Raw genomic sequence first — 18,497 nt, 5'->3', positions numbered from 1 at the left:
AAGGAGGAACCGGCAATCATGGCTTCCATAGGCAAATTAAATCGGCATCAGGCGAGAACGGCTTACCTCTTCATTACCCCCACGATGCTGTTGTTTCTGGCATTTACGGTCATTCCGGTCGTAATGGCCCTTTATTTGAGCTTTACGAACTATGACGTTGTCAGCCGGATGGACTTTGTCGGCATCGACAATTATAAGCGTCTTGTGGACGATGTGCTGTTCTGGCAGACGTTCAAGAACGTGTGCTATTACGCCGTTATTTTTATCCCCTTAAATATTATGATTTCCTTGCTGCTCGCGCTGCTTCTGAACTTCAAACGACTTGGCGTGAAGCTGTTCCGTACGATGAACTATTTGCCAACCTTAACGTCCGCAGTGGCTGCGGCTACGGTCTGGATCTGGCTGCTCCACCCGGAGTTCGGCCTCATTAACAATATTCTCAGCTACTTCGGCATCCTTGGACCGGCTTGGCTGGCGCAGACTGAGACGGCGATGTTCTCGATCATCATGGTTACGCTGTGGCAGAGCGTCGGCTCCAATATGGTCATCTATATCGCGGGTCTGCAAGGCGTGCCGGATTACTTGTATGAATCGGCGAAGCTGGACGGCGCAACGGCGTTTGACCGCTTCCGCTATATCACATGGCCTCAGCTGCGTCCGACCACGTTCCTCGTCAGCACCATGTCCATCATCGGGGCGCTGCAGCTGTTCGATCAAGCTTTCGTGCTTACGCAAGGCGGTCCGGGCAACGTGACCAAGACACCGGTTTACCTGATCTATCAGCAGGGCTTTAACCAATTGCAAATGGGCTATGCCTCCGCGCAAGCCTTCATTCTGGCAATCGCCATTCTTATCTTCTCGTTCATCAATATGCGTGTTAACAAATCCGAAGAGTCGATCGTGTAAGGAGGGGCGCACGTATGGCGCAGCAGCAAGTAATCAATCGCCTCGCCCCGAATCATGGGACGGGCACATTCAACTCCTATTCCGTTCGCAAAGCGGTAGGGACGGTGTTGTTCTACATCGTGACCATTACGATCTCTGTCATGATGTTTCTGCCATTTTTCTGGAGTCTCATCACCTCGTTTAAACCGAGCGACGAGATCTTCTCCATGCCGATCAAGTGGATTCCATCCACGCTTACGCTGGAACATTACAGGAGCGCGTTTACGACCGTTCCGTTCGGATTGTATTTCTGGAATTCGTTTCTTCTGGCCGCTGCCGGAGTGCTGGCCAACTTGTTCTTCGGCTCCATCAGCGGATACGCCTTTGCGAAGCTGAACTTCAAGCTAAGCAAGCCGCTCTTCCGAGTATTGCTGGCAGCGATGATGATTCCGGGCATTGTCACGATGATTCCAAGCTTCTACGTGCTGAAGCATTTTCCGCTCATGGGCGGCAATGACCTGCTCGGAGGAGGCGGCAACGGGTTTCTGAACTCGTTTTGGGGCATTATTTTGCCGGGCGCTTCGGGGTCGTTTGCGGTATTCTTCATGCGGCAGTTCTTCCTTACCTTGCCTTCGGACATGATGGAGATGGCGCGGATTGAGGGCTGCAAGGAGTTCCGCATCTTCTGGAACATCTATCTGCCGCTGACGAAGCCGGCGCTCGCGACGCTGTCGATCTTCACCTTCCAAGCCGGCTGGAACAGCTTCTTGTGGCCGATGATCATTCTGAATGATCCGGAGAAAGCGACGGTGCAGATGGGGCTTCAAGCGTTCTCTTACAACCATCAGACCGATTTCGGGCCGATGATGGCCGGTGCGCTCATTGCGGTGCTGCCGATTCTGGTGCTGTTCTTGCTGCTGCAGAAATATTTTGTCCAAGGGATTGCCTTTAGCGGCGTTAAAGGTTAGGGGAGTGAACCGAATGAATCGTATGAAACCTAGCGCACTCCTTATCATCACAGCAGCGATCCTTGTCATTGTCGGCCTGGCGATAGCGTGGCGGCTCGGAGCAGGAACCGCTTTGACGGGAGCGGGAGGCAGCTCTGCTTCCGTATGGAGCGAGCGGGCTGACTTAGCTCAGCAAGAGCTGGAGGAATCCTTCTGGGATGAGAAACGGGGCTTGTTCAATAATGCGTCCCCATGCATCGCACAGCTATGCTCGGATCCGTTTAACTATTGGTGGCTTGCGCATGCCGTGGATGTTCTGGTGGATGGATATGAACGGACGGAGGACAAGAAATATGCGGAGCAGCTGGGCAAGCTGTACCAGGGTATTCTTGATCGCAATGCCGGAGTATTCGTTAACGATTATTATGACGACATGGAATGGATGGCACTCGCTTGGCTGCGAGCCTTCGATGCGACAGAGGACGAACGATACAAACAGGCAGCGCTCGCACTGTGGCAGGAAATTCAGACCGGCTGGAATGATGAAATGGGCGGCGGGATTGCTTGGCGCAAGGAGCAGCTGGATTATAAGAACACGCCGGCGAATGCACCTGCAGTCATATTGGCGGCACGTATATACGAACATACGCAAGATGCGGCTGATCTGGCTTGGGCGAAGAAATTGTACGACTGGCAGAAGCAGACGCTTGTTGATCCGGCAACAGGGCTGGTCTGGGATGGCATTAACCGTCAAGGCGACGGCGCCGTGGATAAGGATTGGAAATTCACTTACGGCCAAGGTGTCTATATTGGCGCAGGGGTTGAGTTGTATCGCGTGACGAAGGAGAAGTCGTACTTAGACGATGCGCGTCAGACGGCAGCTAATTTGAAGCAGGACTTCTTGTCTTCGGCAACCGGGATGCTGCCCTCTGAGGGCGATGGGGATGGCGGGTTATTCAAAGGCGTGCTCGTCCGATACATCGGTGAACTAATCAAGCTGGACCCTTCGAAGAAGGAACTCAGCGACATGCTGCTCACGAATGCAGACAGCTTATGGGAATACGGCAAAGGGAAAGACAACGCACTGTTCAGCAACTCCTGGGCTCAAACGCCGGACACGGTCGTTCAGCTCAGTACACAGTTGAGTGCGGTCATGCTGCTCGAGCAGGCGGCGCAGATAGAGAGACAATAACTTCGGATTAGTGGGAGAGTGATGGCCATGACATGGGATAGTCGTGCGGAAGAGGCGCAGCAGGCGCTGTCAGAATTATTTTGGAACCCTGCTATTCGGTTGTTCGATATTGAAATTCCTTGCCCCGATGGGGCTTGTAATACAATCTTTCATTACTGGTGGATGGCGCATGCGGTCGATGCGCTGGTAGACGGCTATGAGCGGACGAAGGATGCGAAGTATGCGCTGCTGCTCGAGGAAATCTATGAGGGGCTGCTGACGCGCAATGGCGGTGCATTCCCGAATGAGCTGTACGACGACATGGAGTGGATGGCGATCGCATGGCTGCGCGCGTATAAGGCGCTTGGTGTGGAGAAGTACAAAGCGGCGGCACTGCTGCTATGGGAGGATATTCAGACCGGCTGGAACGACCATATGGGCGGCGGAATCGCCTGGCAGAAGTCGCAGCTCGATTACAAGAATACGCCTGCGAATGGGCCTGCGGCAATCCTTGCGGCACGCTTGTATAAGCAATTCGGACGCGCGGAGGATCTGCAGTGGGCTGAGAAGATTTACGGCTGGCTAAAACACAAGCTCGTAAACCCGGACAACGGCTTCGTGTGGGATGGGATGAATCGGGAGGGCGACGGTGCGATCGATAAGGAATGGAAGTTTACGTACTGCCAAGGCGTGTTTATCGGCGCAGCCGTGGAGCTGTTCCGGATCACGGGAGAGCAAGCTTACCTAGAGGATGCGATGCGTACTGCGATTGCTTCTGAGAAGGAACTGATTCATCCGAGCAGCGGGCTTCTTCCGGATGAGCAAGATGGAGATGGCGGGTTGTTCAAAGGCATTCTCGTACGCTACTTAGGCGAGCTTGCGCAGGAAGTTCCTTCATCGTTTAGTGCCGCCTTGCCACTGCTGCTGCACAACGCTGCATCGCTCTGGGCGCATGGCCGAGATGAGAGGCGCTGCGTGTTCAATACGGACTGGAGCTCGAAGCCCGTGGAACGCGTTACGCTGAGTACGCAGCTTAGCGGAATCATGCTCTTGGAGCAGTTGGCTGTCTTGGAGCAAACAGGCATAAGTGAGGCTGTAATCAACAAGGCTATATAGGAAGCTTGCTATAGGTCCAAAGTACCGCTGTGCTAGGAAACGAAATCCAGTATAATGGACTTCAAAGACTTGCATGGGAGCGTGCGCATGAATTATTCCGGGAGTTTGCCTGTATTGAATGTCATGGAACCTATTGTGGCGGCTGTAATGGAGGAGCATTATGTCAAGACAGGTATCCTCAAGTGCGGCTGTGACCGATGCAAGCTGGATATTCTGCTCTTAACACTTAACCATCTTCCCACTCATTACACTTCTTCTCAACAAGGTGAGGCTTATATTAAAGCTCATTATTTGAACCCGCAGCAGCAGTCCGATGTATTGCGCGAGATCACGGAGGCTGTCAAGGTAATTGAGTTAAAACCGCATCATTAATGAGCATGCAGCCATCCGTTCGTCAAGAGCGGGTGGTTTTTTTGTTTGAGAGGGCGGCTTTTGCGAAGGAACTGCCAAATATGGCAAGATAGAAACATACGGCAATAGAAGGAGTGGAAGATATGCGTCATGTGCTAGTGTTGGGCGGTACGCGTTTTTTTGGCAAGAAGCTGGTGGAACGTCTGTTGGAAGCGGGAGATCAGGTGACGATCGTAACCAGGGGAGCGCAGGAGCATCCATTCGGTGATCGCGTGCAGCATTTGCAGCTAGATCGGACGGATGCGGAGGCGTTGGAGTCCACGATTGGCGAGGGCCGTTATGATGTCGTTTACGATAACATCTGCTATAACCCGAAGGAGGCCGAAGAGGCGGTTAAGCTGTTCGCCGGCCGCACAGGCAAATATATCGTGACCTCGACGCTAAGCGTGTATCCATTCGGGGAGCCGCGTAAGTCGGAGTCGTTCTTTGATGCGGTGACGTACCCCATTCCGCAGCCTTATCCGGCGGAAATCAACTATGGAGAAGGCAAGCGATTAGTAGAAGCGGTTTTCTTCCAAAAGGCTTCGTTCCCCGTTGCGGCAGTCCGTTTCCCCATTGTGCTCGGAGACGATGATTACACAAGGCGGCTGCACTTCCATGTGGAGCATGTGCAGCAAGGGCTGCCGCTGGGCATTCCGAATGCCGATGCGGTGATGTCCTTCATCGATGCGGATGAAGCGGCAGCGTTCCTGGACTGGCTGGGTCGCAACGCGGAGACCGGTCCGTTCAATGCCTGCTCACGCGGGGAGATTTCGCCGGGCGGCATTGTAGCATGGATTGAGAAGGCGACGGGGAAGCAAGCCTACGTGGCGATTGAAACCGATGAGCAGCACAGCTCGCCGTTTGGCGTGCCGGAGCCGTGGTACATGGATACGGCCAAAGCTGAAGCAGCCGGCTACGAGTTCCGCGAGCTGAATGATTGGATGCTGCCGCTGATTGAGCGTATCGTACAAGAGAAGAAGTAAGCTGGAATAGCTGCCGGTTGTCGCGAAATTGCGATGCTCGGCAGCTTTTCTCTTTATGTAGGGGATTAGCCGCTCATATTAATTGGGAAAACCGCCCATACTACTTCGGAACACGAAGGAATAGATGGAGGGTATATGAAAAAGAGTCGAATGACACATACCGGGAGCCGGCTGCTCGCAGCTCTGTTCACAATTGTTATTGGTGCTTCACTAATCGGGATGAATGGGACGATCGTGCGGGCGGCTGAACCCATGCAGGAGCAGGAGCAGGTAGAGGCGCAGGAGCCATCGCAGGCACAGGTGCAGGAGCAGGTAGAGGCGCAGGAGCCATCGCAGGCACAGGTGCAGGAGCAGGAGCAAATGCAGGTACCAGCGCCGTCGGCGCAAGAACAGAAGAAACCTCTAACGGCTGCGTTTGTGCGAGGCGGTGCTCTGTGGGTGAAGGTGGGCGGCGATGAGAAACAGCTCACGCAAGCGGAGCACGTCCTTTCGCCGAAGTGGTCTAACGACGGACAATGGCTTGCCTATGCAGCCGGGGAACAATCCAATGAGCTATGGATGCTGGATGTATCGACAGGAGCGAAACATCTGGTTGCCGTGAACGGCGGCCGCAATTATAAATGGTCGCCGAATCGACTGCTGCTCGCTTTCGATGAGGAGCAGCGGCTCTATGTTGTTGACACGCAGGAAGCGACGAAGCCGGTGGAGGTGAGCTCGGCGATTGGAAATATCAGCAATTATGGCTGGCTGCCGGACGGTGCCGGGTTCGTGGTTTCGACGCAAGGGACATTTAACGGTCAGACGCCTGTTCGCATCATGCAGCTTGCGATGCAGCCGGATATGACTGGGGCAGGCTCCGTTCAAGCGAAGCAGCTGTACGTGCTGCCTTCGCAGCTGAATGAATTGCCTGTCGTTGGAACAAGCGTGTTCAAGTGGTCGGTAAACGGCAAATGGATGGCGTTCCTCGCGATTCCGACGGCTTCCCTCTCAGCAGACAGCAACACGTTATGCGTGCTGGCGGCCGACGGCTCCGTATTCAAGTCGGTTGATCAGATGGTGAACCATGCCGGTTGGATACAATGGTCACCGCAACGCGACGAGCTGGCTTATATCGGTGGGATTGGCAGAGAAGCGACGTCTAATAAACAGCTGCGCGTGACAGGCGTTCCGGATATTCAGCCGAGGAATGACCTGACGCCGGCAGGCTTTGTCGATCAAGATTTCGCTTGGCGGAGTCCGGTGAATATCGTCGTATCACGGGCAAAGGCGAGCGAAGGAGCAGGCAGCTCGGGAAATCGACCTTACCCGTATCTGGCGAGCGTGAGTTTGGATGGGGGACAGCAGAAACGAATCACGAAGAGCGCAGGCGGATACGGGGATTATGGCCCGGTATCGCTTGGAGCAGATGGGCTTGCCTGGGTGAGATCGAATCGGAGCATGGCCAATGTACTCGTTGCACCTCTCGGTCAAGGTGAGAACAAGGCGGTGCAATGGATCGCGAACATCGATATCGGTACTAATTACTATGAACAATGGAATTGGAATTCAGTGCTGAAATTTAGTGGTAAATAGTGTAATGCAATGCAAGCGAGATAGCCCCGAAATCAATGTTTTTGACTTTGAGGCTATTTCGTATGTGCAAACTTAGTTTACGTACTTCTTCCTTTACGTAAAATAAATAACATTCCTCCCATAATTTAAATAGAAACTGGAAGAAACTAAATGAATGATTTTCGGGTATCTACGATTATAGTAGTAGTGTGTATGTAAAAGTTGTGTTACTTAAGTCCTATAATTTCATTCGATTTTTTAACGATAGAGGAGAACAATATGCGAATCATCCTTTTATCCGGGGGGTCAGGGAAAAGATTGTGGCCCCTGTCTAATGATTACCGCTCGAAACAATTTATGCGGGTCATGGCTGCCCAGGATCCCTCGGAAGATGTTCAAACCTCGATGATACAGCGTGTTTGGGCGAAGCTGGAGGAACATGGCCTTGCGGCATATTCAGTCATAGCTGCCAGTAAAGATCAACAGGAAATCATACAAGCTCAAATCGGGAACGAGGTCCCGCTTGTTCTTGAGCCTAGCCGAAAGGATACATTTCCTGCTATTTGCTTGGCATCCAGCTTTCTTAGCAGCGAATTAAAGGTCAATGCCGACGAAGTCGTTGTCGTGATGCCTGTCGATGTTGATGCGGATGACAGCTTCTTCTCCTCCATTAAGCAATTAGCTATTCAATTTAACGATACAGTGGGTAATCTTGGATTAATGGGGTTAAAACCAACGCATCCCTCCGAGAAATTCGGTTATATTCTCGCTGGCGCTGTGCACGAACAATCCAAGCTGCTTCAGATTGATAGATTTGTAGAAAAACCATCCATCGAAGAGGCTTCCGCTTTAATTAATCAAGGAGCGCTTTGGAATTGCGGCGTATTTGCTTTCCGGTTGCAGTATATGTTGGATTTGCTTCAGGAGGGATCGTGGCCGGTCGATTACGAGCGTCTTCAGCTTCACTATGCTAGCCTGCCCTCCATTAGCTTCGATTATCAGGTTGTAGAACGGGAACGCAGCATTCTCGTGTATCCGTATGCCGGGCGATGGAACGACTTGGGGACATGGGATGAGTGGACCGAAACGATGCCCCGTCATCTCAATGGGAAAGGCATCATCAGTGACGATAGCGTAAACACCTACATTATTAACGAGCTGCAAATCCCGGTCGTCGTGATGGGGATAACGGACGCAATCGTTGCCGCAAGTCCGGACGGAATCCTGGTCATTGACCGGGAAGCCAGTCCAAGGCTGAAGGATCTCGTACAGTCCATTACGACACGCCCCATGTACGAAGAAACCGAATATGGCTGGTATCGCATCATCGACGAGGAGAATCCGTCCGCGAGCCGCCAGGTCGTGACGAAACGCGTTCATATTTGGGCAGGCAAAGCGATTCCTTATCATGATCACGAGTTCCGGGATGAAATATGGACGTTCATCAGCGGGACGGCGGAGGTTCTGGTAAACGAACGGAGATTCCATGCGAAGGCCGGAGATGTGATCCACATTCCTTCCGGTACCAAACATGCGATCAAAGCGATAGATCCCATTAACCTCATCGAGGTTCAAATCGGAGACCCTATAAGCGATTCCGATATACGTCGCTGCGAATACGATTGGGAAGAACGGAAGTAGGCAAGGAAAGGAGGATGACCGCAAGCATGCAGGTGATAAGGATTGGGGATGCCCTCCTGAAGGAAGGCTTAATTACAGAAGCCGAATTAAAGGAAGCCGTAGACTACCAAGCTAAATTCGGTGGTCGGATCGGCGATATTATTGCGGAGTTATTCCATCTTGATCGCGAGCTTATTCAATGGGCAACCAAGAAGGTCGCTTCCAAAGGGCGTCTCGGGGAGATGCTCGTGCAGACTGGTGAAATTACGCAGGAGCAGTTGCGCGAGGCTCTTGCTTTCCAGCAGAAAAGCGGCGGTGTTCTGGGCGATATTCTGTTGTCTTTGCGGTTTATTGAGCCGGATCGGCTGTACAGAGCCATCGCGACGCAGAACCAAGTAGGGCGCATCGGGAGCGAGTTTTCCATCGAGCAAGAGTTGAAGCTTCCCGAGGCGACGGCCAGAGCCTATAACGCCATTATTATAAATAGCGATAAGAAACGTCTGTTAGTAGCCGTAGGTTCGATTCTGACGGCAGAACAGTTAGCCGAGCTCGAACAGCATCTCGGACAAGCGGTTGAGCAAGTGCTGGCTACCCGCGAAGAAATGGAGTTTTTCTACAAGGCGGCTTACGAGCAGGAGCTTATGGATGAAAGCACCACGAAGCTTATGCTCGCGCAGCCCGAGAATTCAGCCCATATTACGATTATGTTATCTCAATGGTTGATGATCGGACTTGCCGCGGCGATTCTGGTCGGCGGGTTGGTATGGAATTGGCTTTGGACGCTGATCATTGCGAATATCATCATTCAGATTGCTTATATCGGGATGTCCGTCTTCAAATACACCATTATCTTATTCGGCATGAAGGAGTCCTCTCAGCTTCGCTTTACTCCGCAGCAGATCGCTGAGATCGATGAACGAACGCTTCCCGTCTATACGATATTAGTTCCGATGTACAAGGAGAGCGCCGTTATCCCGCAATTGCTGAACAATATAGAGGGCTTGGATTATCCGAAATCCAAGCTCGACGTGAGGCTTCTGATCGAGGAAGACGATACGGAAGCGCAGGACATGCTTAAAGCGATGAATTTACCGGCTTATTATACGGTTCTTGTCGTGCCGCACAGCCTTCCCAAAACCAAACCGAAGGCCTGCAACTACGGACTGATTCGGGCATACGGAGAATATGTAGTCATCTACGATGCGGAAGATCGACCCGATCCCGACCAGCTCAAGAAAGTCCATCTGGCTTTCCAGCAAGAGTCCGAGAACTGCTGCTGTATTCAGGCGAAGCTGAACTATTTCAACAGTGAACAGAACATTTTGACCAGATGGTTTACCCATGAATACAGCATGTGGTTCGAATTATTGCTGCCGGGCGTTATGCAATTGGACATTCCGATTCCGCTTGGTGGAACCTCGAATCATTTTAAGATGAGTGTACTTAAGAAGTTAAATGCTTGGGATCCGTACAACGTTACCGAGGACGCGGATTTGGGAGTACGGCTGTACAAGGAAGGCTATAAGACGGCTATCGTTGATTCCCACACGTGGGAAGAAGCCAACAGCCGTTTAGGCAACTGGATTCGTCAACGCTCCAGATGGATTAAGGGCTATATGCAAACCTGGCTTGTTCATATGCGAAACCCGATCAAGTTATGGAGAGAAATCGGTACGAAAGGATTCATCGGATTCCAAGTCATGATCTTGGCGACACCGCTGCTTCCGTTATTGAATCCTATTTTCTGGCTGATGCTTGTGGTGTGGTACTTGGGTAAAGTAGACGCGATTTCGTTGTTCTTCCCGGGTCCGATTTATTACCTGGCCGCAATTGAGCTATTCTGCGGGAACTTCCTGTTCGTTTACAGCAACACGATGGGCGTCTATCGCATTACCGAACAGCTGCACAACAAGAACAAATCGGTATTCTCGTTTGGCAACATCAAATACACGCTGCTTACGCCGATCTATTGGATTCTAATTAGTATAGCAGCCGTCAAAGCGGGCATTCAGCTTATTACGAACCCCTTCTATTGGGAGAAAACCACGCATGGACACGCACCTGCGAGCGCAAGTGAGAAGATCGGTGCATAGTCGCTGCTTACCTTATTAATGGAGGCTCGCAAAGGATAATGATTAGTCAATCTCCTCCGCATCAGCAAAGTAAGTCGGACAAGCTGCTAGCTTGGATGTTGTTCGTATTCATAAGCCTGACCGCGTTCGCGGTAGGATTCTATATCAGCTATACGCAGGGGTACATGCATTCCGATTCTGTCAGTCGGGTCGCTAATGCTTTCTATGTTCTCTATAGTCGGGATCCCCATCTTGGCGCGATCGGCTTCGTCTGGACGCCGCTGCCAAGCTTGTTGGATCTTGTCGTTCTGCTGCTCTATCCCTTGTTTCCGGCTCTTGCGTCTCACGCGCTTGCTGCCGTCGTTGTCAGCAGCATCTTCTCGGGACTCGCTGCCATGTTGATCTACAAGACGGGAATTCGGTTCGGTTTGCCACGTTGGTTAACGCTGAGCATCGTGATCCTGTATTCCCTGAACCCGTTTATCTTCTTATTCGGCGTCAATGGCTTAAGCGATTCTCCTTATTTATTGTTCCTGCTGTATGCCATGATTCAGTTTACGGATTGGATGGAGCGGCGGGACTCGACCGGGTTGGTGAAAGCGGGTTTTGCTTTAGCGCTCGCATTCTGGACGAGATATGAAGCGGTACCGGTCGGGTTCGCGATGGCGTGCGCGGTATTCGTGGTCATCTGGTTTATTTTCGGTCATGCCCATCCGGAGGAATCGAGGAAACTTCGATATAAGCAGAAGTATCATCATATCGAAGCGACGTGGATTCTCCTGCTGCTTCCAGCCGTATTCTCGGGACTCATTTGGATTTTCTTTAACTATACGATCATGCACAATCCGCTCTATTTCTTGAACTCGGAATATTCGAATGTCGCGCAATCCGATTCACTCAAGGCAGACGCTAACTTCGAGAAAATATTCAATAGCCCAATCCTAGCGCTATGGCTCTGCATCAAGAAAACAGCGTGGTTCTCTGCCCCGCTTATTGGTGTAATCTTACTTAGATTGATGAACAAGCGACTCTTCAAGTGGGACATCGTGGTTCTTGTTCTCGTCTTTTGCTCGATCCCTGCTTTGCAGTTTTTGCTGCTGCTAAACTCTTCTTCCTTTGCCTGGTTCCGTTACTTCATGTACGTGTATCCGATAACGGTAGCCTGGTTGCCTTATGAATTAAGCAAAGTGAAGATCAACTTCCGGAATTGCGCCGTTGTGCTGACCAGCCTTGTCGTGACGGTAGGGCTGCTCACCTATGCCTTGACGAATCCGCTCATTGCGCCGGATGAGAATACGTTCCTCACGTATAAGCAGGGCAGGCATATCAAGAGCATTCAATTGGATCGTTCGGTAGCCAAATGGCTGGACGAGAACCTGAAGAACGATACGATCCTAACCGACAGCGCCGCATCGTTCATGATCATCGTGAACAGCAAATATCCGAAACGGTTCATGATTACGAGCGATTATGATTTTCGAGATGCCGTTACGGATCCGAAGGGAAATGGGGTCGATTATATCTTAATTCCTCGGTTGCCCGTGTATAGTACGATTAATAAAACCTATCCGAATTTATTCGAGCATGGCAGCGAGTTTGCCACGTTCTACAAAAGTTTTGAAGATCCGATGCATCGTTATGAATGGCGATTATACAAGGTGGTAAAGGGGGAACAACCAATTGAAGAACATTGAAATCTCAGTCGTGATCCCCGTCTATAACGAAGCGGTTCATATTGCCGATTCGCTCCGAACCGTAACGGAACAATTGCAGAAAACGACATCCTCATTCGAAATCATCGTCATTGATGATGGCTCCCGGGACGGGACTTGGCACGAGCTGTCGGCGCTTAGTCAGCAATTGCCCGAGTTGTACTCCTACCGGCTAAGCCGCAACTTTGGCAAAGAATACGCGCTTTGTGCCGGCTTGGATCAAGCGAGAGGAAGAGCCGTCATTATTATGGACTCTGACATGCAGCATCCCCCGAGCCTGCTAGCCCAGATGATCCATCTTTGGAGGCATGAGGGCAAACAAATCGTGGAGTGCGTCAAAGTAAATCGCGGCAAAGAACGATTCGACAAAGCGCTTGGCGCCTCTATCTTTTACCGTTTATTGAATCGATTATCCGGACTCGACCTGCGCGGCGCCTCCGATTTTAAACTATTGGATCGCAGGATCGTAGATGCGTGGAGGCTGATGCCCGAACGAAACACGTTCTTCCGAGGGATGACCGCATGGGTCGGTTTCGAACGCGCGCAAATTCCTTTCGAGGTGCCGGAGCGGGTCGGGGGCAACAGCCAGTGGAGCCTATTTAGCCTCATTAAACTTGGAGTGCAAGCAATCGTTGCTTTCTCCTCCATCCCGCTGCGAATCGTAAACTTATTCGGTGTTATTTTCTTGATCGGTTCCGCCCTCTTGGGTATTCAAACGTTGGTTCGTTATTTCACGGGTACCGCCGTAAGCGGATTTACGACCGTTATTCTGCTCCTTCTCTTTACGGGTAGTCTCATCTTAATCTCGCTTGGTATAATAGGAGAGTACATGGCGTCGATCTATATGGAAGTCAAGGGAAGGCCTCGCTATTTCATCCGTGAAGCAGCATATGGAGCGGCCTCCTCGAAAGAGTCGTTAGACTATCGTGCGGAAGTGGCCGCGAGCATTGAGGAAACATGAAACTTAAGATCATGATCAAGTATGGTGTTGTCGGCGTTATCGGAACGGCGCTTCACTTTATGCTGCTTATTGCATTGGTCGAACGTTTTCAACTCCATCCGGCGCTGGCATCGGCAATCGGCTTTATTGCGGTATTAGTAGTATCTTATTATTTGAATCGAACTTGGACGTTCTCCTCCGCCCGGACTACCGGATTACGCTCGATCGTCAAGTATACGGTCGTGTCCGTAAGCGGATTAATGTTAAATACCGGCATCATGTATGTCTCGGTTGAGGCATTGCACTTCCGCTATACCGTCGGCCAGCTGCTGGTCACGGTTGTCATCCCTCTGTTTAACTTTGTCCTGAATTATTACTGGACGTTCCGCAGTGAGGAGAAGGCGACATTGTCGGTTGAGGAAGCCTGATCTTGAATAATACTATGTTTAACGGGGAACACCTGTATAGGGTGTTCAGGCTGCCCGAGAAAGTCATCTCGACAGCCAATTTTATTGTCTATAAACCATGAATAATAGGTGTAACGGTTGTCAGAGTGGCTATTTCATGTAAATTAGCCTGTTTGAAACGCTAACGGTTGTGACAGACGTTATTGGCAGCAAATGGGTCGATTCCTAGTGGAAAACGTGCAAATAAGCTCGCTGGCAACCGTTAGAAAATACATAGGGCTTTTTTAGGCCAAATAACCACTGTCACAACCGTTAGCGTTGGCATGTCAATAAGCACACGCTCATCAGAGCGGTGTGATTATTTGTTGAAGAGTTAGTTACTGGTTTGAAACATATAGTGATTATTCAATAGAACAGAATTTGTACTATACTAGTTCTGATAGAGAGGAATGGTCATCGGTTATGATCGTAAATGAGCAAATTAAAGCATCCGAGGTTCTGTTAACGGGGTTAAACGGCGAGTCGCTGGGCGTTGTCTCTCGCGAGGAGGCGCTGGCGCTTGCAAGAGAGTATAAGGTTGATTTGGTCTGCACATCGCTGATGAGCAGCCCTCCGCCTTGCACGCTGATTAGTCGCGGCGCAGCCAAGGAATCCGCGGCTGCGGCGAAACGTGAAGAGCGGAAGAAGGATCAGCCGCTTAAAGCGAAGGAAATCCGGCTGACGCCGCATATTGAAGAACATGATTACGACACGAAGCTGCGCCAGTGCGAGAAGCTGCTCGCTTCCGGTAATGCGGTTGAGCTTGTAGTCCGCATTCAAGGGAAGGAAGGACCCAAGGCGAAGGAGCTGCTTGAGCAGCTGCTAAAGGACCTTTCCGGAAGCGGGAAGAAGGAAACGGGCATTCAGCTGAGTGGCAAACAAGCTGCGGTACGCGTACTGCCGCTGTAAACAATAGAGGGGCATCCGTTTGGTTGGCGGATGCCCCTTTGTCTATTTGTCTGGCATGTTGAGTGAGCGTTCCAATAGGGGCCGCCGCCGTTAGAAATGTTGCAGCAAATGCAGCATTTACCCCACTAAGAGGTGTGGATGTGACCAGTTGTTGCATAGTAGGCAACATTTGCTCGAGGAATGGCCGCTGATTCGCAATTGGAGCAGAGATTGTTGCATTAACAGCAACATTTCCTCGGCGAAGGCTCTTTTCCCAAAGAAATGTTGCAGAAAATGCAGCATTTCAACAATCTGCCAACTGCAACTGCAACTGCAACTGCAACTGCAACTGCAACTGCACCTGCAGCAGCAGCTTGCCAAATCTCAGGTTAGAACGAATGTCCGTCTGAATGACTGGAATAACGCTGCTCATCGTCATTATCCGCGCCATCGAAGGCATGCTGGACTTTGTCGACGATTTCTTCAATGGCATGGCTGATCATGTCCAGAGGACTGGTGTCTTGATGGTCTAACGGCGTATTGATGCCTGCCGCCGTGTTAGAGGTTTCGTTGTATGCTTCTCTGTCTTGGTACTGCTCCCGGTTACGCATTGCTTAGGCCCACCTTTGCTTGGAGTATACATGTCACAAATCACTCCTATTGTGCCCCGCGATTCCTGGATACAACCAAAATAAGAAACAAGTTCCAATTACCGCAGAGCAATGTCATGAAATCGGTTATGGACCGTTTCCCGCATGAACTGCTTGATGAGCGTTATCGCTTCTTGTTCGTGGTCTCGTGCATCCCGAAGCAGAGAAACTAGACGGTTCGCATGTAAGGCGGCGTCTGCACCGGGGCTGGCGTCACCGCCAGCATCAGTAACATCACCGCCTACCTCACCATCAGCACGAGCTTCATCACTGTTCACGCCGCCATCATCCCCGTCGATTGTACCTGCCAACGCCTCCGACAGCTGCCCGAAAATTTCTCTCACCATACCATAACAAGCGGCGATCGGCTGACAGCCGGGCCAGATTAGTCCGAGCGCGTCCGTATACGCAGCGATATCTTGCTTGGCTGCGGCATACGTGCGGATCACCGCCACTGCTTCGGCCGAGTCGTATTCACCATGCCCCAGCACTTCGATCAGCGCGAGGTAAGCCTGCTCACCGCAGGCGTATTCGCTTGCCGGAAGCAGGGCATCATGCGACTCCCAGTAGTGTATCGCTTGCATGAGCGACTCCCGGTACACCTCATGCGAATCGAGCGCGATGTGATTTTCGATGAGTTGATAGTACCAGTAAGGGGAGTGACCGCTGCGACCGAAATCCGCATAAGGCAGCCGACTAAGCTCCCCGTCTGCTTCTGATCCATCGGCATACAGCAGAACCTGGGCATCATCATCGTACCCGGCGGCGATGACGAAGGCATCCTTCCAGAAGATCACACCTGCGCCGCGGTTAATGCTCTCTTTAATAGCCCGGAGTGTATGCTTCTGATAGAGAGGGAAGGCATGGTCAAAGTTGAAGCCCGCGTGCTGGGAGCTGGTCATGCCAATGAAATCGGCAGCGAGAAAATGCTCCGCGAGCCAGTTGTAAGCGGAAGTGGATGGAGCGGCCAGCCTGCGATGGACCGTAAACCGAAATCCCATCGAGGTCATTCCTGCCAGCATCGACTTGGATTGTGCAAAAAAACCTTGATGGACGAGTACAGCGTGCATCGCATCCATATAGGAAAGCGACTGCCTAGTGAGCTGTAAATGTGCAAGTTGTCTTGTCGGCGTCATGTGCGGCGACACCTCCTCCCTTAATTAGCGCGGCGTGGCAACGCCCCACCTGCGAATCGTTGAACGGCTCAAATCCGGATAGCGCTCGGAGATGGCTCGGAATACTGTAATTGCACGCTCCTCAAGCTCCTCAGCTTGATGCAGCAGATCGCATAAGACATCACGGCTCAAAGGATCAATATGTCTGCCTTTGATGCCATTCTCCATGATGCAGGACTTCATGCCGGGAACCAGCAGGAGTAACGCCTCGTAAGCGGCGGAAGCCTCCTCCAGCCCGCTAAACTCCCCCGAGACATCACGCAGATAAGAGGCGATTTCTTCGCGCGTGTACATATAGTCATCCATGATATAGACGGCGCCGCCTTCATCGTAATCTCCGCTTTGCAGTCCATTCCGCAAGAAGGTGTAAGCGAATTTACCGGAAGCGATATCGGTATTCGGTAAGGTCTTATAAGGGGTATCCCAGTCGTGAATGGCGAGCCGAAGCGATTCCAGCACCATATCCGGAATCGGAGGCTCAAGCCGCTCACCGAAAATCTGACAGTACCAGAAGCCGGTGAAGTTTAAGCCGAGATTATCGTATAGCACGATTGTATAGTCGGAGGAGTGTCCGTCTTGGATATAGAATACGGCATCCTCATCATCGTAACCGCAGATGACGCCAAACTCCGGAATCCAGTAGATGACCCCAAGCCCATCATCAAGCGATTGTTTGATCCATTTGACAGCATCCTGCTGATAATAAGCGAAGGTGGGGTGGCGAGTGCGACCTGCATCCCAAACGGTATAGAGACCTAGATTGCGAATAGCCGGGGAATGCTCGTCGCCCCATTGTCCATATGCGGATACCGATAATGGCAGCAGCCGCTCATGGACCGTAAATTTGAAGGCCATTCCGGTGAGGCCGGCAAGCATATATTTAGGGCCTTCGAACAACCTCGCTGCCGATAATATCGCATGCAGGCTGTCGATGTACGACTTGGATTGCCGTTTCATGTTGATAGTTTCCAGCAATACACGTGTCATGTTTTCGCTGCGCCTCCTTCTCCTAATCGTTCCAGCGTACGTCTGCACAGAGCATCGAGCTGTTCTCGAAGCCACCTTGGTGCCAGCAGCGCCTCCCAAGCGGACACCATCAAATGATGGAGGAAAGATTCAATTTCATGAAATTCAACAGTATATAAGGCCTGTTCAGGCGTAGAGGCTCTTATCCGATACCCGTGCCAAGAATCCGAGGCGATTGGCTGAGCCAGCTTTACTTGGGCGGTGTAAGGCTTGCGCTGCGGTGATCCCGCAGAAGTACCGCCTGCGCCCCATTCCAGCGACTCTGCATCCATGGGCTCGAACCTCGCAGTCGTCACATCCACACTGCTGATGCCATCCAGTCGCAATAAGCGCTGCTTGTCAGCTTCTTCGCAATAGGCAATGACATAATCGCTGTTGTATTGACTCATCAGCTTGAGCGGGCGTATGGATAACTGCAGCAGCCCCGATTCATCCCGATAGGTGATCCTTACGACCAAATGCTGCGAAATCGCATAAGAAAGCCGCTCAAAGATGTGAATGAGCTGCGGATTCGTTTCAAAGATGGGCAGTCGCTGCTCCAGCTCTTCGGTCTCCTCTTCCGAGAAGCGTTCAAGCAAATGCGCGACACGGTTGACCGATGCCGCATTATCATAATTGTACTGTCGGTAGCGGTAGGCTAAATATTTTAACACCTTCTTCTCCTCGTCGGTCATATAGAGCAAGGGAAGCGCGTATGTTTTATTCTCGTAGCAATATCCGCGGTATTTAGCGACATAAAGCAAGGGGGCTGAGAGCGAGTAGGTCAAATACTCGATATCGCGCTGCGCCTGGCGCTTCGAGATTTCGAATTGCTGAGCCAGCTGCGTGCTGCTCGGGTACTTGCCTTCTCTGATCTGACTATCGAACCACCTGATTCGGTGCATGTTGCTCAAGTCGTACCCTCCTTTAATCAAACGTTTGC

General features: G+C 51.4%; 17 protein-coding genes. 13 read left to right on the top strand and 4 right to left on the bottom strand.

All coding sequences use genetic code 11. The features are described 5' to 3' along the window. The first annotated feature begins 18 nt into the window (after positions 1 to 18). From AC0YN4_RS22690 to infC, 13 genes are all read left to right on the top strand, one after another. Positions 19 to 906: a carbohydrate ABC transporter permease gene (locus tag AC0YN4_RS22690; RefSeq protein WP_475782748.1), complete on the top strand. Its 888-nt coding sequence runs from the start codon at positions 19 to 21 to the stop codon at positions 904 to 906. Positions 907 to 920: 14 nt separating this feature from the next. Next, positions 921 to 1,853, top strand: coding sequence for a carbohydrate ABC transporter permease (locus AC0YN4_RS22685; protein ID WP_475782747.1), 933 nt, complete (start codon positions 921 to 923; stop codon positions 1,851 to 1,853). A gap of 13 nt (positions 1,854 to 1,866) precedes the next feature. Continuing rightward, on the top strand, positions 1,867 to 3,024 hold the full coding sequence (locus tag AC0YN4_RS22680; protein ID WP_475836838.1) for a glycoside hydrolase family 76 protein: 1,158 nt from the start codon (positions 1,867 to 1,869) through the stop codon (positions 3,022 to 3,024). Positions 3,025 to 3,051: 27 nt separating this feature from the next. Next, entirely contained in the window at positions 3,052 to 4,119 is a 1,068-nt protein-coding gene (locus AC0YN4_RS22675; protein WP_475836837.1) for a glycoside hydrolase family 76 protein, read from the top strand. An 87-nt stretch (positions 4,120 to 4,206) separates the two neighbouring features. Beyond that, complete coding sequence (locus AC0YN4_RS22670; protein ID WP_475782744.1) at positions 4,207 to 4,491, top strand: late competence development ComFB family protein; 285 nt, start codon at positions 4,207 to 4,209, stop codon at positions 4,489 to 4,491. Positions 4,492 to 4,613: 122 nt separating this feature from the next. Beyond that, a complete protein-coding gene (locus tag AC0YN4_RS22665; RefSeq protein WP_475836836.1) occupies positions 4,614 to 5,495 on the top strand; it encodes an NAD-dependent epimerase/dehydratase family protein in 882 nt (293 codons plus the stop codon). 150 nt (positions 5,496 to 5,645) lie between these two features. Next, positions 5,646 to 7,067 carry a hypothetical protein gene (locus AC0YN4_RS22660; RefSeq protein ID WP_475836835.1) on the top strand — a complete coding sequence of 474 codons (1,422 nt, stop codon included), beginning with the start codon at positions 5,646 to 5,648 and terminating at the stop codon, positions 7,065 to 7,067. A gap of 258 nt (positions 7,068 to 7,325) precedes the next feature. Continuing rightward, positions 7,326 to 8,687 (top strand): sugar phosphate nucleotidyltransferase, encoded by a 1,362-nt coding sequence (locus AC0YN4_RS22655; RefSeq protein WP_475836834.1) that lies wholly within the window; start codon positions 7,326 to 7,328, stop codon positions 8,685 to 8,687. A gap of 26 nt (positions 8,688 to 8,713) precedes the next feature. Then, positions 8,714 to 10,759, top strand: a complete 2,046-nt coding sequence (locus AC0YN4_RS22650; protein ID WP_475782740.1) for a glycosyltransferase family 2 protein — start codon at positions 8,714 to 8,716, stop codon at positions 10,757 to 10,759. Between the two features lie 38 nt (positions 10,760 to 10,797). After that, the gene (locus tag AC0YN4_RS22645; protein ID WP_475836833.1) at positions 10,798 to 12,432 is read left to right on the top strand and encodes an ArnT family glycosyltransferase; all 1,635 of its coding nucleotides are present in this window, start codon (positions 10,798 to 10,800) and stop codon (positions 12,430 to 12,432) included. Then, positions 12,419 to 13,411: a glycosyltransferase family 2 protein gene (locus tag AC0YN4_RS22640; protein ID WP_475782738.1), complete on the top strand. Its 993-nt coding sequence runs from the start codon at positions 12,419 to 12,421 to the stop codon at positions 13,409 to 13,411. The genes AC0YN4_RS22645 and AC0YN4_RS22640 overlap by 14 nt, the downstream gene beginning before the upstream one ends. Further along, on the top strand, positions 13,408 to 13,818 hold the full coding sequence (locus tag AC0YN4_RS22635) for a GtrA family protein (RefSeq protein WP_475782737.1): 411 nt from the start codon (positions 13,408 to 13,410) through the stop codon (positions 13,816 to 13,818). The genes AC0YN4_RS22640 and AC0YN4_RS22635 overlap by 4 nt, the downstream gene beginning before the upstream one ends. 441 nt (positions 13,819 to 14,259) lie before the next feature. Further along, entirely contained in the window at positions 14,260 to 14,745 is a 486-nt protein-coding gene (gene infC / locus AC0YN4_RS22630) for a translation initiation factor IF-3 (protein ID WP_475836832.1), read from the top strand. Positions 14,746 to 15,113: 368 nt separating this feature from the next. Here the strand turns inward: infC and AC0YN4_RS22625 are convergent, their stop codons facing one another. The 4 genes from AC0YN4_RS22625 to AC0YN4_RS22610 all read right to left on the bottom strand — a co-directional run bounded on the left by AC0YN4_RS22625 (position 15,114) and on the right by AC0YN4_RS22610 (position 18,459). Further along, positions 15,114 to 15,335 (bottom strand): hypothetical protein, encoded by a 222-nt coding sequence (locus tag AC0YN4_RS22625; RefSeq protein ID WP_475782735.1) that lies wholly within the window; start codon positions 15,333 to 15,335, stop codon positions 15,114 to 15,116. Between the two features lie 98 nt (positions 15,336 to 15,433). Continuing rightward, positions 15,434 to 16,510 carry a hypothetical protein gene (locus AC0YN4_RS22620; RefSeq protein WP_475836831.1) on the bottom strand — a complete coding sequence of 359 codons (1,077 nt, stop codon included), beginning with the start codon at positions 16,508 to 16,510 and terminating at the stop codon, positions 15,434 to 15,436. A gap of 24 nt (positions 16,511 to 16,534) precedes the next feature. Beyond that, positions 16,535 to 17,536: a hypothetical protein gene (locus tag AC0YN4_RS22615; protein WP_475836830.1), complete on the bottom strand. Its 1,002-nt coding sequence runs from the start codon at positions 17,534 to 17,536 to the stop codon at positions 16,535 to 16,537. Continuing rightward, on the bottom strand, positions 17,533 to 18,459 hold the full coding sequence (locus tag AC0YN4_RS22610; protein ID WP_475836935.1) for a helix-turn-helix transcriptional regulator: 927 nt from the start codon (positions 18,457 to 18,459) through the stop codon (positions 17,533 to 17,535). The genes AC0YN4_RS22615 and AC0YN4_RS22610 overlap by 4 nt, the downstream gene beginning before the upstream one ends. Positions 18,460 to 18,497: the final 38 nt, after the last annotated feature.

The organism is Paenibacillus sp. J22R3, assembly GCF_056269305.1.
The sequence above is the reverse complement of the archived record's forward strand: the minus strand, read 5'-3'. Positions and strand labels throughout refer to the sequence as shown.

What these genes read in the sequence shown, in the direction of transcription:
- AC0YN4_RS22650 (WP_475782740.1), top strand. Translation starts at nt 8,714, where the DNA reads ATGCAGGTGATAAGGATTGGGGATGCCCTCCTGAAGGAAGGCTTAATT.
- AC0YN4_RS22680 (WP_475836838.1), top strand. Translation starts at nt 1,867, where the DNA reads ATGAATCGTATGAAACCTAGCGCACTCCTTATCATCACAGCAGCGATC.
- infC (WP_475836832.1), top strand. Translation starts at nt 14,260, where the DNA reads ATGATCGTAAATGAGCAAATTAAAGCATCCGAGGTTCTGTTAACGGGG.
- AC0YN4_RS22660 (WP_475836835.1), top strand. Translation starts at nt 5,646, where the DNA reads ATGACACATACCGGGAGCCGGCTGCTCGCAGCTCTGTTCACAATTGTT.
- AC0YN4_RS22620 (WP_475836831.1), bottom strand. Translation starts at nt 16,510, where the DNA reads ATGACGCCGACAAGACAACTTGCACATTTACAGCTCACTAGGCAGTCG.
- AC0YN4_RS22690 (WP_475782748.1), top strand. Translation starts at nt 19, where the DNA reads ATGGCTTCCATAGGCAAATTAAATCGGCATCAGGCGAGAACGGCTTAC.
- AC0YN4_RS22635 (WP_475782737.1), top strand. Translation starts at nt 13,408, where the DNA reads ATGAAACTTAAGATCATGATCAAGTATGGTGTTGTCGGCGTTATCGGA.
- AC0YN4_RS22685 (WP_475782747.1), top strand. Translation starts at nt 921, where the DNA reads ATGGCGCAGCAGCAAGTAATCAATCGCCTCGCCCCGAATCATGGGACG.
- AC0YN4_RS22665 (WP_475836836.1), top strand. Translation starts at nt 4,614, where the DNA reads ATGCGTCATGTGCTAGTGTTGGGCGGTACGCGTTTTTTTGGCAAGAAG.
- AC0YN4_RS22615 (WP_475836830.1), bottom strand. Translation starts at nt 17,536, where the DNA reads ATGACACGTGTATTGCTGGAAACTATCAACATGAAACGGCAATCCAAG.
- AC0YN4_RS22670 (WP_475782744.1), top strand. Translation starts at nt 4,207, where the DNA reads ATGAATTATTCCGGGAGTTTGCCTGTATTGAATGTCATGGAACCTATT.
- AC0YN4_RS22610 (WP_475836935.1), bottom strand. Translation starts at nt 18,459, where the DNA reads ATGCACCGAATCAGGTGGTTCGATAGTCAGATCAGAGAAGGCAAGTAC.
- AC0YN4_RS22655 (WP_475836834.1), top strand. Translation starts at nt 7,326, where the DNA reads ATGCGAATCATCCTTTTATCCGGGGGGTCAGGGAAAAGATTGTGGCCC.
- AC0YN4_RS22645 (WP_475836833.1), top strand. Translation starts at nt 10,798, where the DNA reads ATGATTAGTCAATCTCCTCCGCATCAGCAAAGTAAGTCGGACAAGCTG.
- AC0YN4_RS22625 (WP_475782735.1), bottom strand. Translation starts at nt 15,335, where the DNA reads ATGCGTAACCGGGAGCAGTACCAAGACAGAGAAGCATACAACGAAACC.
- AC0YN4_RS22675 (WP_475836837.1), top strand. Translation starts at nt 3,052, where the DNA reads ATGACATGGGATAGTCGTGCGGAAGAGGCGCAGCAGGCGCTGTCAGAA.